Source organism: Acinetobacter sp. YH12072 (genome assembly GCF_013419565.1).
In the GTDB taxonomy this organism is placed as follows: domain Bacteria; phylum Pseudomonadota; class Gammaproteobacteria; order Pseudomonadales; family Moraxellaceae; genus Acinetobacter.
The window spans coordinates 1-16,445 of the sequence record NZ_VOZV01000025.1; the positions used below are offsets into that span (position 1 = coordinate 1).

The following is a 16,445-nucleotide window of genomic DNA, read 5'->3' on the forward strand; positions in this document are numbered from 1 at the left end:
CAACCTGTCCTAATTCTATAGAGAATAGCTTCAATAAAATTGCGTAAATTTGAGTTGTGGTGAATGGATAAATTACGCAGAATAACTTTCAACTTTTGCCAGTGTTGATCTGTCAGCATGGTACGAGGCATAGCGAATAGTAAAATTGGGTTTGGCGATTTGATTTTACTACTTCGCTATTTTTTTAAGCTAAAAGTGTCAACACACCCTAATCCTTATTATGCCTTTCCATTTAAGGACAATATCCAGGTTCGCTTTCAGGATTTAGCCAATCATACGTCTGGACTGCCACGACTACCGAGTAATTTGGAAGTAGATGATGATACTGATCCATATAAGGAATATGATGCAGCTAAACTGGAAGAATATTTAAAAAATTCCTTAGAGCTTGAACATGCAAATAACAGTGGAAAAGTGCCACATTATTCTAATTTGGCTGTGGCTTTATTGGGACAGAGTTTGAGTCAATCGCAAAATAAGGATTTTGTTGAGTTACTCAATGTATATGTCTTTAAAAAGTATGGAATGAAAAATAGCTATACCTCGCCTGATCAAGCAGCTAAGCAGCTTGTACCTGCATTTGATGCCAAGGGAAAAGAAATTACCACTTGGTCATTTAATACCTTTTTACCCGCGGGCGGCGTATTCTCAACAGCTTCAGATTTAACCAGATTTGCACAAGCCCAGTTCGATGCAAAAAATGCAGCAATACAATTAACTCAGCAAGCAACCACAGAAAAAGCAGGTAGCTACCAATTGGGATTGGGCTGGTTTATACGAGAACAGGACAATGGCACCAAAATCATCTGGCATGGCGGGAATACCGCAGGGCATTCTGCTATTTTGATGATTGATTTAAACAAGAAGAAAGCAGTCACGATTTTAGCTAATATTGCTGCTGTACATCCTGAAATGGGAAATATTGAAAAACTGGCTGCTCAATTACTACAGGAATAAATCAGCTTTAAGATATAAAAAAGCCCGCATTACGCGGGCTTTTTTAATTCATGAATTTTAAGGATTACTGACCAGAACGGATGATGTAATCGAAGGCAGATAATGATGCTTTGGCACCTTCACCAGTCGCGATGATGATCTGTTTGTAAGGAACAGTGGTACAGTCACCTGCAGCAAACACACCTTTGACATTGGTTTCGTTGCGCTCGTTAATCACAATCTCACCACGGTTGGTTAATTCAACATCGGTTCCTTTCAGGAAGTCAGTGTTTGGCAACAAACCGATCTGAACGAAGATCCCAGCCAACTCAACAGTATGCTCTTCATCAGTTGCACGGTCTTTGTATTTCAACGCTGTGACTTGTGAACCATCACCGATCACTTCGGTAGAAAGCGCATTTTTGATTACGGTGGTGTTTGGCAAGCTGTTCAGTTTGTCCTGCAATACCTGGTCCGCACGCAGTTTGGTATCAAACTCAACCAGCGTTACATGCTCAACAATACCCGCAAGGTCAATCGCAGCTTCTACACCGGAGTTACCACCACCAATTACCGCAACACGTTTACCTTTGAACAATGGACCATCACAGTGTGGGCAGTATGCAACGCCACGGGTTTTGTATTCTGCTTCACCTGGAACATTCATTTCTCTCCAGCGTGCACCGGTAGACAGAATGACTGTTTTAGATTCAAGTTTCGCACCATTTTCTAAAGTCACCTCTACCAGACCATTGGCTGTGCTATCTGCACCTTTGATGTCAGAAACGCGTTGCAGGTTCATGATGTCAACACCGTATTCACGAACGTGTGCTTCCATCTCAGCAGCAAATTTCGGACCTTGGGTTTTTTGCACTGACGTATAGTTTTCAATGTCCATGGTATCCATCACCTGACCGCCCATGCGTTCAGCCACGATCCCAGTTTTGATGCCTTTACGTGCTGCATAGATCGCTGCAGTATTCCCTGCAGGTCCACCACCAATCACCAACACATCAAATGCATCTTTGGCATTGAGTTTTTCCGCATCTTTGGCTGCCGCATTGGTATCCAGTTTGGCAATGATTTCTTCTAAAGTCATACGACCCTGACCGATATGTTCATTGTCCTGGAAGACCATCGGTACGGCCATGATTTTGCGTTCTTCCACTTCGTCCTGGAAGAAGGCACCATCAATCATGGTTGCTGTTGTACCCGGGTTATAAATGGCAATCAGGTTCAATGCCTGCACCACATCCGGACAGTTATGACAGCTCAGTGATACGAATACGTCAAAGTCAGATTTGATCCCTAAGCCTTTAATCGATTCCAGAACTTCGGCAGAGACTTTTGGTGCATAGCCTGAAGTTTGAAGCAATGCCAAAATCAAGGAAGTAAACTCATGGCCCATCGGCAAGCCTGCAAAGAACACACGAGGCTGTTCACCGGCTTTTGCAACACCAAAGCTTGGTGCACGTTTGTTGGTACCATCAAAACGGGCAGTGACTAAATCAGAAAGCTGAGCGATTTCCTCAACCAGTTCTTTGATTTTGGCTGATTTGTCAGAGCCATCCAGAGTTGCCACTAATTCAATCGGGCCTTCCAAACGTTCAAGTAGTGTTTTTAATTGAGCTGAAGTATTTTGATCTAACATTGCTAACGTCTCCAAAGGAGTAAGAATTCATTCGATAAGTAGATACTAAGCTAAATCGATAAATAGATAAAACAGTTTGTTTTTATAAATTTGATCGGTTTTGCAAATGTATTGAAGAATTCATGATTAATTTCAAGCTTATATATGGGTGCTTAGCATGAATTTTCAAGTAGTTTAAAGTGTGATTGGTCTTTTTCAGTTAAGATTGGAATTCTGCATTTGAGAGTTGAACGATGGAATTACAACGCGGTATTTATCAACATTATAAGGGTAAACTTTATCAGGTCCTGCATGTGGCAACACATAGTGAAACGGAAGAAAAGCTGGTGGTTTATCAATGTCTTTATGGTGACTATTCGATTTGGGTTCGACCGCTATCCATGTTTACGGAAAGTATTAGTACCAGTGATGATCGTGAAGTAGAACGCTTTAAATTGGTTCAGGCACTTTAATCAATCCATAAAAAATTTATTTAGATAACCTCAGGGAAGAGCAATGAATCAATTACAACATTTTGAAAGTTTCATGCAGGAACTGTATAAGACTTTTCATGCGCATGATCTTCAGCAAACTGAACGTCTGCAACGCTATCGAAATATTGAGCCTGAATCAGGCCGATTTTTATCATTACTCATTCGTGCCCAGCAGTCCAAACGTATTCTGGAAATTGGTACTTCTACAGGCTATTCCACTTTATGGCTTGCCGAAGCCGCCCGGCAGACTCAAGCGACGATTACAACATTAGAAATAGATGCAGAAAGAGTTGCGCAGGCTGAGCAGTATGCAAGTCAGCTAGGCTTGAAGGATTTGATTGATTTTAAAGTGACAGATGCATTGCATTATCTGCAAGCTGAACAGGACGTATTTGATTTTATATTATTAGATGCGGAACGTGATGCTTATGTGGATTATTGGACCCATTTGGCCCGATTACTCAAGCCAAAAGGTGGAGTATTACTGGTGGATAATGTGATTTCACATGCTGCGGAAGTAGAAGAATTTATTCAGCTCATCCAGCAGAATTCACGTTTTATCATGAGTACGTTGCCGATTGGGGCTGGCTTACTCATGGTGACTTATCGTTAAGCAGAAATTAGTTAAATTAAAACAGGCAAACCCGGTCAAAATGTAAGTTGTATTCAAGATATTTCTGTACAAAGGCCATTTTATCTTGGCGTCTTAACAGGTTGTCATAAACAAATTCGGGAACAGGATGGTAGAGCTCTATATCGCCATTGCTATAAATGATTTTCAGGTGGTGGCTAGAAGGACTATAAGCCCATGAGATCACGGTTAGCAGTTTTTGCATACGTTTTCCTCCACTGAATATTATTATCTTATGTCTTGAACTTATGCCAACTGACATTGAAGATGTATAACTGAATTGTAAGCATAAGTAGGGGATTGTTATGAAGAGAATGCAATATGCATGCCTGATTTTTATATGATCTTTAAAGTGAAAAATAAAGATTTAATAGGATGGCTTTAGATACAAGAAAAGGGAAAATAAAACGTTTGGCCAATAGAGCAATCAAATAAACGTTCAAATAAAAAACCACGCTAAAAGCGTGGTTTTTTTTGAATCAGTTCAATCTAATGCAGATTAGATTTTACCAACTAGGTCGATTGAAGGAGCAAGAGTTGCGTCGCCTTCTTTCCATTTAGCTGGGCAAACTTCGCCTGGGTGAGCGTGTACGTATTGAGCTGCTTTAACTTTACGAAGAAGTTCTTGAGCATCACGACCGATACCGCCAGCGTTGATTTCAACGATTTGGATTTTACCTTCTGGATCGATCACGAAAGTACCACGGTCAGCAAGGCCATCAGCTTCGATTAATACGTCGAAGTTTTTAGCAAGAGTCCAAGTAGGATCGCCAACCATTACGTATTGGATTTTTTTGATTTCTTCAGAAGAATCGTGCCAAGCTTTGTGAGTGAAGTGAGTGTCAGTAGAAACTGAGTAGATTTCAACGCCTAATTTTTTGAATTCTTCGTAGTTGTCAGCAAGGTCGCCAAGTTCAGTTGGGCAAACGAAAGTGAAGTCAGCTGGGTAGAAGAATACTACAGACCATTTACCTTTAAGGTCAGCTTCTGTTACTTCAATGAATTTACCATTCTGGAACGCAGTTGTTTTGAACGGTTTAACTTCAGTATTAATTAAGCTCATCATTGTCTCCATGATTGAGGTTTGTATTTAATTTCCAATAGGGTACAGAAATTATTTTTCTTGCTGAAACAGTATTTTTACATAACATACATCGGAAAAACCGAATTAAGCTAAAAATAAAACACCATCAGCGCAAACAGCATTGCTCTTGATATAAATGATTCAACCGTAAAATGGTGAATACATCATGACAAGACTCACCCCGGTTTAATGCCTCTTCAGACATGATGCCGCAAGCAGTAAAATTCAAGGGTAAAAATTAAAAAATTATAAAAATATTCAAAATGGCCGTTCTTTCGCTTAGGGGCAATACAGCGTAAAATAGTTGCCTATTGTCTTTTTTTATATCAGGTGTTTTCTCAGTGCAGAGTCCTTTAAATGTAGATCAGCTCGTTATGGCGCGTGACCGTCATCGTTTAAATCGACTCCAAAAAGGTAAAGATGCCAACCAAAAGCAATATCAAGAATTATTTGAAAAATCGCATGCCAAAGTCATGCAGCGTATCGAACGCATTCCCAATATCAAGCTGAATCAGGATCTGCCTGTTACCCAGTATGCAGACAAGCTGATTGAAGCGATCCAGCAGCATCAGGTTATTATTGTGGCTGGTGAAACTGGTTCCGGTAAAACCACACAATTACCACAAATCGCCATGTTGGCAGGTCGCGGCCTGACTGGTCTGATTGGTCATACTCAACCACGTCGTCTGGCTGCGCGTAGCGTATCACAGCGTATTGCGGAAGAAGTTGGCGAGAAACTGGGTGAATCAATCTCCTTTAAAGTCCGTTTTAATGAACAGGGCTCGCAGGATTCAATTGTCCGTTTGATGACGGATGGTATTTTATTGGCAGAGCTGGCCAATGACCGGTTCCTGACCAAATACGACACCATTATTATTGATGAAGCGCATGAACGCTCGCTAAATATCGACTTCATCATGGGGTATCTCAAGCAGCTGTTGCCGCGTCGTAAAGATCTAAAAGTGATCATTACTTCGGCAACGCTGGATGTAAACCGTTTCAGTAACTACTTCAATGGTGCGCCGATCTATGAAGTGGAAGGGCGTAGCTATCCGGTAGAAGTGCGTTATCGTCCAATTTCTGAAATGAGCATTGTCGGCAGTGATGACGACGAGTTTGATGATTTTGAAGAAAATCTGCCACGCGCAGTGGTTGCAGCAGTAGAAGAATGTTTTCAGGATGCACAAGAGAGAGGCCATCCGGAACATGCCGATATCCTGATTTTTGCCAGTACCGAACAGGAAATTCGTGAACTGCAGGAAACCCTGATTAAGCATGGTCCACGTCATACTGAAGTGTTACCACTCTACGCACGATTAGCACTAGCAGAACAGCAAAAAATCTTTAATCCATCGGGTGGTGGTCGACGCATTATTATCGCCACCAATGTAGCAGAAACAGCATTAACTGTTCCGAATATCCGTTATGTGATTGATAGCGGTTTTGCCCGTATTTCCCGATATAACTACCGTTCACGGGTGCAGCGCTTACCGATCGAAGCGGTTTCTCAAGCTGCTGCCAATCAGCGTAAAGGTCGTTGTGGTCGTATTGCGCCAGGTGTCTGTGTTCGTCTGTACAGTGAAGAGGATTTTTTAAGTCGTCCTGAATTTACCGAACCTGAGATTAAACGGACCAATCTGGCATCCGTCATTTTACAGATGCAAAGTCTGGGTCTAGGTTCACTGGAAGATTTCGATTTCATTGAACCGCCAGATCACCGTCTGGTCAATGATGGTCGCAAGCTCTTGATTGAGCTTGGGGCAATGGTGGAGAAGAGTAAAGCCCCTCTTTCTGAAAGAGGGGTTGGGGGAGATTCTACTAATCCTCCTAAATCCTCCTTTACAAAAGGAGGACTTCAAGGCAAGGGAGATTCTCTAACTAAAATCGGTCAGCAAATGGCAAAAATGCCAATTGATCCACGTCTGGCGCGAATGATTCTTGGCGGTGCGCATTTTGGTGCATTGAATGAAGCTTTGGTGATTGTCGCGGCGCTGGCAGTACAAGACCCACGTGAACGTCCTGCGGATAAGCAGATGCAGGCTGATCAGAAACATGCCTTGTTCCGTGAAGCAGATTCAGATTTCCTGTTTTATATCAAGCTCTGGGATACCCTGCATAACAACCGTGAAAGTATGAGCGAAAACAAACGCCGTACTTTTGCACGGAATCATTTCCTGAGCTGGTTACGTCTGCGTGAATGGAAGAAAACTCATGAGCAGCTGGTGGATCTGGCTAAAGGCTTAAAACTGTCCTTTAATGAAAAGAAAGCCAGTTATGAAAATCTGCATCGCGCTTTATTGACTGGCTTACTGTCTTTTATTGCCAACAAGACTGATGAACGTAATGTGTTTATGGCAGTTCGTCAGCAGAAAGCACGAATTTTCCCGGCATCAACGCTGCACAAGACGAATACCCCATGGGTGATGGCTTTTGAAATGGTTGAAACCTCGCAGGTGTATTTACGGACTCTAGCGAAAATTGAGCCGGAATGGATTCTGCTAGCTGCGCGTGACTTGCTGAAACATCACTATTTTGAGCCGCACTGGTCGAAAAAAGCGGGTGTCGTCAATGCGTATGATCAGATTTCGTTATTCGGCCTGATCATCGAGCCGAAGCGTCCGGTCAATTATGAGAAAGTGGATCAGCCTGCTGCGCATGAAATCTTCCTGCGTGATGCACTGACCACTGGAAATCTCGGTATTAATCCCCCATTCCTGAAGCATAATTTGCTGAAACTGGAAGAAGTGGAACGGGTCGAAGACAAACTGCGCCGTCGTGATCTGGTGGTGGATGAAGAAACCATTTACCAGTTCTATGCCTCCAAAGTACCACCTGAAGTAGCCAGTCGCCGCAGTTTTGAAGACTGGCGTGCTACAGTAGAGCCACATGATCCACGTTATCTGTTTATTGATGATGATGCGCTGTGGCTGAATGATCGTCCGACCACACAACAATTTCCGGATTATTTACGTAATGGTGAATTGCGCCTGGCGACCAGTTACCGTTTTGACCCAAGTCATGATGAAGATGGTGCAACGGTTAAAATCCCGCTGCAGGCTTTGCCGCAGGTCGATGAAAATATCTGGTCATGGGGGGTTCCAGGCTGGCGTCTGGAACTGATCGAAGCTTTATTAAAGACTTTGCCTAAAGATAAACGCCGTAGTCTGGTGCCGATTCCAGATACTGCGAAAAAGCTAGCAGCCCGTATTGATGCGGTAAATTTACGTGAGTATATTTTCAGTTTTCTGGCTTTCCAGTTGCGTGGCGAGCAGATTACAGAAAAAGATTTTAGTCTGGATCGGGTTGAGCAATATCTCTTGCCTTTGATCAAGGTGATAGATGAAAAAGGTCACGTGATTGAACAAGGCCGTGATCTGGCCGAGCTAAAAGCCCGTTGCCGTACTGAAACTCATAGCCCGGTGAAACAGTTAAAAGGTGAATTTAAAACCTTCCCGGAAAACTTTGTCTTTGAAGCATCGCAGAAAGTGACGGGTGTAGTCGTTAAGCAATATCAGGCACTGGTTCCTACCAAAGACTTTGCTGCACTGGAACAGAAAGATGAATCTGGTGTCGTGATTCAGACCTTTAATGATCAGGCTGAAGCCGTCAAACAGCATCGTGAAGGGATCATTCGGCTGGTGCATATGCAGCTCGGAGATCTGGTGCGTCAGCTGAAAAAACAGATTTCCAAACCGCTGGCACTGGCATATTCACCGCTTGGCGATAAGGCCCAACTGGAGCAAATGTTAGTTTATGCCACACTCCACCTGTCAATTAATGAGCTGCCTGTCAATATGCAAGAGTTCCAAAAGTTGGTAGAGGATGTAAAAAAATCTTTCCTGACTCATGGCCAGACTGCACTGAAAGAAATCACGGATATTTATATCCAGTGGCAGGAAATTCGTCGTAAATTACTGGTTTTAGACCCATCTATATTTGGAAAAAATATTGATGACATTGAGGATCAGCTTGATTTGATGAATCTTTCTGACTTCGTTTATCGGAAACCTTCCGACGTATGGTCAGAATTTCCACGTTATTTGAAAGCCCTGATCTTGCGTTTAGAGCGCTTGCCAAATAACCTACAGAGGGATGATTCCGCCATTGACCAAATTGATCCGTGGATGGAAAAATTATTTAAGTTTAAAAATGACGCTCGCCTTAAAGAATTGTATTTTATGGTTGAGGAGTTAAGGATCTCATTGTTTTCTCAACCGATGAAAACGAAAACACCCATTTCTCCAACTCGCCTGCAAAAAGTATGGGAACGTCTTGGAATCAGTTAAGATATAGGTCATTTTGAGAAGGAGTTTTACATGGGCATCCGTATTACGGGTACTGGCTTGTTCCATCCGGAAGATGTCATTACCAATGAAGAGTTAGTTGAAAGTTTAAATGCTTATGTGGAACTGTATAATCACGAAAATGCAGATAAAATCGCTGCAGGCGAATTAGATGCGCGTCGTGGTTCTAGCGCAGAATTTATTGAAAAAGCGTCAGGCGTACAACGCCGTTATGTGTCAGAAAAAACTGGCATCCTCGATCCAAAACGTTTACGTCCAAATCTACGTGAACGTTCAGATGATGAAATTTCCCTTCAGGCAGAATGGGGTGTGATCGCAGCAAAACAGGCGATGGAAAATGCCGGTGTCACTGCTGAAGATATCGATGTCGTGATCCTGTCATGTTCAAACCTGCAACGTGCTTATCCTGCGGTTGCGATTGAAATCCAGACTGCTCTGGGTATTCAAGGCTATGCGTATGACATGAACGTCGCATGTTCAGCAGCAACTTTTGGTTTAAAACAGGCTGCTGATGCTATCAAAGCAGGTGCACGTCGTGTATTGCTGGTGAATGTTGAAATTACCTCTGCACATACCGATTTCCGTTCACGTGATTGCCACTTTATTTTTGGTGATGTCGCAACAGCATCGATCATTGAAGATACTGAAACTAAAACCGGTTTCGAGATTCTGGATACTTCATTATTTACCCAGTTCTCAAACAATATCCGCAATAACTTCGGTTTCCTGAATACGTCTGAAAATGCGGATATCGACGACAAACGTTTCCGTCAGGACGGTCGTAAGGTATTTAAAGAAGTGTGTCCACTGGTTGCGAAGATGATTACTGCTCAACTTGAGAAAAATCATATTGCACCTACAGATGTGAAACGCTTCTGGTTGCACCAGGCTAATGCCAGCATGAATGAATTGATTCTAAAACTGGTAGTGGGCAAAGAAAATGCCAAGCCAGGTCTGGTACCTATCATTCTGAATGAGTTTGCCAATACCTCTTCAGCAGGTGTCATTATTGCCTTACACCGTACTGCAAATGAAGTTGAAGACGGCGAATATGGCGTGCTGTGTTCATTTGGTGCAGGCTACTCAGTAGGTTCAATTCTGGTACAAAAACGCGTGGCATAAGCCGGGAGCATATTTTGCAGGTCAAGCATGACGGAGCATGGATCAGGCGCTTAAGTGCCTTATCCAAACTGTATTTCACGCCTACTTTTTTAGGGGCTGAAAATATTGATGCCAGTCGACCTGCAATGTATGTGGGTAATCATTCCATGTATGGCATCTTTGATGCGCCAATGCTGATTGATTACCTGTACAACGAACATCAAGTGGCTGTGGTCAGTATTGCTGATCATAGCCATTTTTATGTACCGCTATGGCGTGAAGCAGTGAAAAAGTTTGGTGCTATTGATGGCATACAGGACTATGTCCGCTCGGCCATGCAGCAAGGCTACTCGATTCTGGTCTTTCCGGGTGGTGGCCGTGAAGTGCTGAAGAGGGAAGGTGAGCAGTATCAGCTGATCTGGAAAGAGCGTTACGGTTTCCTTAAGCTGGCTCAAGAGTTTCAATACGATATTGTCCCTTTTGCTGCACTGGGTGGTGATGAAATCTATGAGATTGGATTTGATGCCAATAAGATCATTCAACATAAGTATTTTCAAAAATTATTAAAAATTCCCCAACTCAATAAATTATTACGTCATGGTGACGTGATTCCTTCCTTACCTAAAAATCTGTTTCCCAAACGCTTGCCTTTTTATTTTCAGTTTATGCCGCGGCAGCCAATTCATCATGTGCAGCACGAGAATGATCTGATTGATTTTCGTGAGTATTTACAACACAAGATCTATCAGGGGCTAGAACTGTTGGCTGACAGACGTCGGCAAGATGAAGTCTAGGTCTTTTCATCATTCCTGCTTTGCTTTACATTGAGATCGAATCGTCTAAAAAATCACCATGCTTCAATTTCTGTAATAGAAAGGAAAAAGCGATTTTAAAGGATTGAAATTCAGTAGGTCTGTAACTCAATAGGGTTAAAACGAAGGGGGGAATATGGAACAGGAGGGTTTGTTACTGCCATTCAGACAGCTCGCTGAACAATGCCTCAGTATTTTTCCTGAGTTAAATCAGCTGTATCTGGATCAAATGGCGCTTATTGGTCATGTGAATGCCCAGAATTTGTTCAGGATTCATCAGGATGAGCATCGAATTGATCTGCTTAATGGCTTATTAAATATACAGCTATATACACCTCAAGATTTAAATCTGGAAAGTCCCCATGCCTTAGCAGAAATGCAGATTGATTCCAGGCTGGCTAAAGCAGAGGCTTTGGAAGAATTTTTTTTTCAGGATATTTACTTTCTGACTGGCGATTTAAAGCCCCAGCATTCCCTGTTTTTACGTGATAAAGCCAAACAGCTCCGTCAACTTATTATTGATCAAGTCTATATATGGGTTAATGCGCCTGACCGAGTTGCTAATTGCTTAAAACAGATGTCGCTTGTGCAGGCTGAAATCATCGACTCCTTTATGATTAAAGCCGAAGTTTATACTCAGCCTTGTATCAGTAATTGTCTTCAAAGTGGACATGAGATTCCGGCGCATGTTTTAAAACAGCTACAGCAAATCTTTTCCTTGCAATATTTGCAGCCAGATGAGTTTCTATCGATTCAGTCAGTGATGGATAGTCTGGATGCATTCTGTTTCAGTGCGCCCGAGTTTCTGCACCCAGCGACCTACCGTATTATCTCTTTATCCTTTGAAAACCGGTTCAATCTGCATGAACTGAATGACCATATTGACGATATCCGTTTGCTGTATCGGCATGCAGAAGAGCAAAGTCATCTACTGGGCTTTGTCCGGCTGATGAATCGTGATAGCTGGCATCGGAGTGATCTGCTATCCAAACGCAATTTTCTGGAAAATAATCCGTATTTATGGCAAAAAAAAGTCGCCAAACTTCCTTTATTTGATTGTCATCGGGTAGTGAACTGGCTATTTAAACAGCCTGCGGAAATCTTGGATTGGCTGAGCAGCAATATTCAACATAGCAGTGTGCGGGTAGCAGCAACAGCCTTAAGCTTTATCGATACGCATCATATTCATCCGCAGATTATTCTAGCCACCTTACAGTATTTTCAATATATCGCAGCACGTCTGTTTATTGATGATGTTCATCAATATGCCATTCAGCATTGCTGGTTTGAGCATGAGCGGAATCGAAAAGTTGTTCTCAAAGGGACGCGTCAGGCTATTGAGGATCATCGTATTGCGATTAGTCCATCGATTTTATATCTGGATGAATGGATCGGATTATTGTGGGATGTAGTGGCAATGGATGATCAGATGACTAAAAGAGTTTACGCTAACTTAAGTCGGGTGATGCAAGCTTATATGCAGCATCTGTATAAGATTACCTGTGATTTGCCTGAAGAGGTGTTGGCTTATATTCGGCCTCAAACTCAGCAAGACCGTAATTTTTATAACGTGCTACAACGTAACCAGATTCCATTTGTAGAGTTCAGGAAGCGTTTTTATTTACACGCCCGGCATGTGCGGGAATCCTGTTTTGACGGTTATATCCGCGATTATCTGCCGGAGTATTTTTCTACTCAAACAGAAGTGCCTAAGAATTTAAGCTGGACCAGTTTATTTATGCAGGCAGTTGCCTGGCATGAGCAGATTCAGAAGCAGGAAATTATTGCCAAGCTCAAAAAAGACTTTGCTTTAGCCAGCTGGAGGCCGCTGACACAGGCACATTTTCTACTGTATTTTAATTGGCGTTTTGAGGAGTTGAAAACACTAGAGCGGATTATTGAAGAGGCCAGAATATTCCGGAACTGTCTGGCTGCAAGTTATGCACAGCGTATAGTCGAAGGTGAATATGTGGCTTTTCGCATGTCACATCCTGCAATCAAATTACCTCTGATTTTAGGCTGTCAGTTGCAGAATGACCAAGTCATCTTTGATCAGCTTGAGTACCCAAATAATCAAAAAGCGGAAGTTGAATATATCAATATTGCCCAGCATTTTATTAACTGGTTAAACCTGCAGGCTTGACCTGATTCAGTGCTTTTCTGTCCGTGAAGCTTAACTTTTCCGGCAAAAATCGTTAGGCTATAGCCGTTCTTTTACGGTATCTCTTTTATGAAACAGGAAACTGCACTTAAGCTCTTAAAAGCAGGGGAAAATGTCTTTTTAACCGGTTCTGCGGGTGCAGGGAAAACTTATACGCTTAATCAATATATCAATTATCTGAAAGCTCGTAAGGTGTCGGTCGCTATTACTGCATCGACTGGTATTGCGGCAACGCATATGAATGGTATGACCATTCATACCTGGGCCGGAATCGGGATCAAAGACTTTTTGTCTGAAGAAGACCTGAAGCGCATGAAAGAGCGTAAATACCTGAAAGAACACTTGGAAAATGCGCAAGTTCTGATTATTGATGAAATTTCTATGCTGCATGCCAAGCAGCTCAATCTGGTCAATCAGGTGCTAAAATATTTCAAGGAAAGTGATGAAGCTTTTGGTGGGATTCAGGTCATTATAGCAGGGGACTTTTTCCAGTTACCACCCGTTGGGAAAAATGATGAGCGTAACCGCGATAAATTCTGCTTTATGTCGGATGCTTGGGTTGAAGCCAAGTTTCGGATTTGTTATCTGACCGAGCAGCATCGTCAGGGTAATGACTATCTGAATGATATTCTGAATGCCATTCGTGCGCAGGCCATTTCACCTGAACATCGTTCAGCGCTACAGGGTACACGTCAGCAGGATATTGGCGATACCTATACACGTCTCTATACCCACAATATGGATGTCGACAGCATTAACTTTAAGCATCTGAATGAAATTGATCAGGATTCACGCCAGTTTGATGCGCAATGTGATGGTAATGAAAAACTGATTGAAACCTTAAAGTCTTCAGTCCGTGCACCCGAAGCCTTAACCCTGAAAAAACATGCCAAGGTCATGTTCGTGAAAAATAACTTTGATATGGGCTATATCAATGGCAGCTTGGGCGAAGTAATTGGCTTTGAAGATGATGATGAGCATGGCGTGCTGCCAAAGGTCAAACTGACAGATGGAACTACATTAATTGTAGAGCCTGAAACCTGGTCGGTGGATAATGAAGCAGGCAAAACCATTGCCAGTTTCCAGCAGATTCCATTACGTCTGGCTTGGGCGATTACCATTCATAAGTCTCAAGGCATGACGCTAGAAGCTGCTGAGATTGACTTGAGCCATACCTTTGAAAAAGGTCAAGGTTATGTAGCATTATCCCGTTTGAAAAGCTTAAATGGTCTACGTTTGAAAGGCTTTAATGAACAGGCTCTGGAACTGGATAGTCTTGCCATTAAAGCTGATCGCCGCTTTCGGGAACTGTCGGATGAAGCTGAAGCGAATTTTGAAAACGTGGATTTGACTGTACAGCATAAGGCCTTTATCCGTCATTGTGGTGGTACTTTGAATGAAGTCGAGATCCAGCGTAATGAGAAGAAAATTGCCAAAAATGGTGGCAAGCAAAACTACGCGACTGCAACCTTGGATGAAACCCGTGAATTGTTTGAAGAAGGTTATGAGATTTCCGATATTGCCACTGAACGTGGCTTGACACCTGCCACTATTATTAATCATTTAGGACGTTTGCATAAAGAGCAAGGGCTGGATATCTCAGTAGCTCATCCGGGTGAGGAAGTTGTTGAACAAGTCCGCAAGATTTATAAGCGTCTGACTAAACGTCAAAACTCAGATCATTTCAATGATGACGGCAGTATTAAATTACGTCCGATCGTGGAACTGACCAGTCCGCGTATGGGTTATGATCAGGTACGTTTGGCTTTGCTGTTTGTGGAATAAAATTTGAGTTTTTAAATTTTAGTATTTAACGTGAGCTTTTACTTTTGAAAGATCAAAAGTAACAAAAATCTTTTGTTGGATTGAAGGTACATCCTGTACCTCAATCCAACGAGCGACATCCATGTCGCTGATCATGTGATTTAATACTTTGCAGTTCTTAATTTTAGAATATTAATTTTTAAGAATATTGCACAATCATGGTTAAAGGCTTATTGCGTTCCAATCAATAACGATAAAATCCCGGCTGCAATTAATGGCCCGACAGGGACACCACGAAGTACCGCGACACCTGCGACTGTACCAATTAATAGACCTGCAACGACATCAGGCTGACTCGACATCAGTTTCACCCCACGTCCACCAAGCCAGGCAACAAATAGACCGATTGCAATTGCCAGTAAAGATTTCCAGCTCAGAAATGATTTAAGAATACTGTCACCAGGAATTTTCCCGCTAGCAATCGGAGTCAATACGCCAATGGTTAAAATAATAATCCCGATATTTAGGCCATGTTGCTGTACATAAGGTAAGAGTTCATTGAGAGGCGTAATTTTCAGGACAATCAACACGGCCGCAGCAATGGTCACAGCAGTATTATGACTAAAAATACCGCAAGCCAGTAGAACCAGAAGAACAAGCAGATTCAGATCAAGTTGGGACATGAGGAGATAGGAAAAATGAAAAGTCACAGGATTATAGGCTTTTTAGCCATTTAAAGGGAGAAGACCTTATAAGAACTGAATCTGGTTAGTTTTCAGTATAGAATGCGCCTATCGCTCATTTAAACAGGTTTAGACAGATGCTATTGGAAAAAATGTTGCAATCACAAGGTTTTGGTTCACGAAAACATTGTCAGCAACTGATTAAAAATGGTGCTGTTTCGATTCAGGGCGAACTCATCGATAACCCCAAGCATAAGCTGAATCTGCAAGATCTGACCTTTAGCGTCTATGGTCATGAGTATCGCTATCGGGAAAAAGTATATATCGCGCTCAATAAGCCTCAAGATTATGAATGCTCACATCAGGCTACCCATCATTTCAGTGTATTTGATCTGTTTGATGATACCTTGTTAAACCGTGGAATCCAATGTGTAGGTCGTCTCGATCAGGACACCACCGGACTGTTATTGCTGACGGATGATGGTCAGTTTTTACAAGCGTTGACCCATCCTAAGAAACATGTAGCGAAAGTCTATCAGATGACTACTGCCGATCCCGTAACAGATGAGCAGATTCAACAGCTTGAACAGGGTGTGGAATTGAGAAATGAAAAAGGCACCTTTGCTGCTACAGATATTGTTCGTCTGGATGACAATCGTCTGCAAATGACCATTCATCAAGGGGTTTATCATCAGGTGAAACGTATGCTGGCAGCTGTTGGCAATAAAGTGGAACAGCTGCATCGTGCCCAGATTGGTGCGTTGGCCTTGAATGAGCTGGCAATAGGGGAATGGACCTATCTGGACGCAGAACAAGTGGCACAGGCAAAATTCCGTACCGGATAA

The 16,445-nt window shown here is 42.4% G+C and carries 13 protein-coding genes and 1 pseudogene; 9 read left to right on the top strand and 5 right to left on the bottom strand.

The features are described from left to right. A pseudogene (locus FTU19_RS11130) lies at positions 1-131 on the bottom strand (IS5/IS1182 family transposase); the annotation flags it as partial. A 64-nt stretch (positions 132-195) separates the two neighbouring features. On the opposite strand from FTU19_RS11130, the gene FTU19_RS11135 reads away from it, so the two are divergent. After that, a complete protein-coding gene (locus FTU19_RS11135) occupies positions 196-957 on the top strand; it encodes a serine hydrolase domain-containing protein (RefSeq protein WP_373684964.1) in 762 nt (253 codons plus the stop codon). Between the two features lie 64 nt (positions 958-1,021). On the opposite strand, the gene ahpF is transcribed toward FTU19_RS11135, so the two are convergent. After that, complete coding sequence (gene ahpF / locus FTU19_RS11140) at positions 1,022-2,587, bottom strand: alkyl hydroperoxide reductase subunit F (RefSeq protein WP_180131193.1); 1,566 nt, start codon at positions 2,585-2,587, stop codon at positions 1,022-1,024. 233 nt (positions 2,588-2,820) lie between these two features. Here ahpF and FTU19_RS11145 point away from each other — a divergent pair, with 233 nt between their 5' ends. Both FTU19_RS11145 and FTU19_RS11150 read left to right on the top strand, forming a co-directional pair. Then, entirely contained in the window at positions 2,821-3,039 is a 219-nt protein-coding gene (locus FTU19_RS11145; RefSeq protein WP_125279047.1) for a DUF1653 domain-containing protein, read from the top strand. Positions 3,040-3,082: 43 nt separating this feature from the next. Beyond that, positions 3,083-3,673, top strand: coding sequence for an O-methyltransferase (locus FTU19_RS11150; RefSeq protein WP_180131196.1), 591 nt, complete (start codon positions 3,083-3,085; stop codon positions 3,671-3,673). A 16-nt stretch (positions 3,674-3,689) separates the two neighbouring features. On the opposite strand, the gene FTU19_RS11155 is transcribed toward FTU19_RS11150, so the two are convergent. Beyond that, a complete protein-coding gene (locus FTU19_RS11155; protein WP_180131199.1) occupies positions 3,690-3,896 on the bottom strand; it encodes a KTSC domain-containing protein in 207 nt (68 codons plus the stop codon). A 294-nt stretch (positions 3,897-4,190) separates the two neighbouring features. Then, positions 4,191-4,754 carry an alkyl hydroperoxide reductase subunit C gene (gene ahpC / locus FTU19_RS11160; protein WP_004784041.1) on the bottom strand — a complete coding sequence of 188 codons (564 nt, stop codon included), beginning with the start codon at positions 4,752-4,754 and terminating at the stop codon, positions 4,191-4,193. A gap of 362 nt (positions 4,755-5,116) precedes the next feature. Here ahpC and hrpA point away from each other — a divergent pair, with 362 nt between their 5' ends. From hrpA to FTU19_RS11185, 5 genes are all read left to right on the top strand, one after another. Beyond that, positions 5,117-9,061: an ATP-dependent RNA helicase HrpA gene (hrpA, locus tag FTU19_RS11165; protein WP_180131201.1), complete on the top strand. Its 3,945-nt coding sequence runs from the start codon at positions 5,117-5,119 to the stop codon at positions 9,059-9,061. A gap of 30 nt (positions 9,062-9,091) precedes the next feature. Beyond that, positions 9,092-10,201: a beta-ketoacyl-ACP synthase III gene (locus FTU19_RS11170; protein ID WP_004784039.1), complete on the top strand. Its 1,110-nt coding sequence runs from the start codon at positions 9,092-9,094 to the stop codon at positions 10,199-10,201. Positions 10,202-10,215: 14 nt separating this feature from the next. Further along, positions 10,216-10,974, top strand: coding sequence for a 1-acyl-sn-glycerol-3-phosphate acyltransferase (locus tag FTU19_RS11175; RefSeq protein ID WP_180002185.1), 759 nt, complete (start codon positions 10,216-10,218; stop codon positions 10,972-10,974). A 154-nt stretch (positions 10,975-11,128) separates the two neighbouring features. After that, positions 11,129-13,135 (top strand): hypothetical protein, encoded by a 2,007-nt coding sequence (locus tag FTU19_RS11180; RefSeq protein ID WP_180131204.1) that lies wholly within the window; start codon positions 11,129-11,131, stop codon positions 13,133-13,135. Positions 13,136-13,222: 87 nt separating this feature from the next. Continuing rightward, on the top strand, positions 13,223-14,938 hold the full coding sequence (locus FTU19_RS11185; RefSeq protein ID WP_166139409.1) for an AAA family ATPase: 1,716 nt from the start codon (positions 13,223-13,225) through the stop codon (positions 14,936-14,938). 209 nt (positions 14,939-15,147) lie between these two features. Here the strand turns inward: FTU19_RS11185 and FTU19_RS11190 are convergent, their stop codons facing one another. After that, on the bottom strand, positions 15,148-15,600 hold the full coding sequence (locus FTU19_RS11190) for a DUF441 domain-containing protein (RefSeq protein ID WP_159124011.1): 453 nt from the start codon (positions 15,598-15,600) through the stop codon (positions 15,148-15,150). Positions 15,601-15,737: 137 nt separating this feature from the next. On the opposite strand from FTU19_RS11190, the gene FTU19_RS11195 reads away from it, so the two are divergent. Beyond that, positions 15,738-16,445, top strand: coding sequence for a pseudouridine synthase (locus FTU19_RS11195; RefSeq protein ID WP_166139411.1), 708 nt, complete (start codon positions 15,738-15,740; stop codon positions 16,443-16,445).

Bases quoted from the DNA above. Each gene is read 5' to 3' on its own strand.
- ahpF (WP_180131193.1), bottom strand. From the start codon at position 2,587: ATGTTAGATCAAAATACTTCAGCTCAATTAAAAACACTACTTGAACGT.
- FTU19_RS11185 (WP_166139409.1), top strand. From the start codon at position 13,223: ATGAAACAGGAAACTGCACTTAAGCTCTTAAAAGCAGGGGAAAATGTC.
- FTU19_RS11145 (WP_125279047.1), top strand. From the start codon at position 2,821: ATGGAATTACAACGCGGTATTTATCAACATTATAAGGGTAAACTTTAT.
- ahpC (WP_004784041.1), bottom strand. From the start codon at position 4,754: ATGAGCTTAATTAATACTGAAGTTAAACCGTTCAAAACAACTGCGTTC.
- FTU19_RS11180 (WP_180131204.1), top strand. From the start codon at position 11,129: ATGGAACAGGAGGGTTTGTTACTGCCATTCAGACAGCTCGCTGAACAA.
- FTU19_RS11170 (WP_004784039.1), top strand. From the start codon at position 9,092: ATGGGCATCCGTATTACGGGTACTGGCTTGTTCCATCCGGAAGATGTC.
- FTU19_RS11155 (WP_180131199.1), bottom strand. From the start codon at position 3,896: ATGCAAAAACTGCTAACCGTGATCTCATGGGCTTATAGTCCTTCTAGC.
- FTU19_RS11195 (WP_166139411.1), top strand. From the start codon at position 15,738: ATGCTATTGGAAAAAATGTTGCAATCACAAGGTTTTGGTTCACGAAAA.
- FTU19_RS11150 (WP_180131196.1), top strand. From the start codon at position 3,083: ATGAATCAATTACAACATTTTGAAAGTTTCATGCAGGAACTGTATAAG.
- FTU19_RS11190 (WP_159124011.1), bottom strand. From the start codon at position 15,600: ATGTCCCAACTTGATCTGAATCTGCTTGTTCTTCTGGTTCTACTGGCT.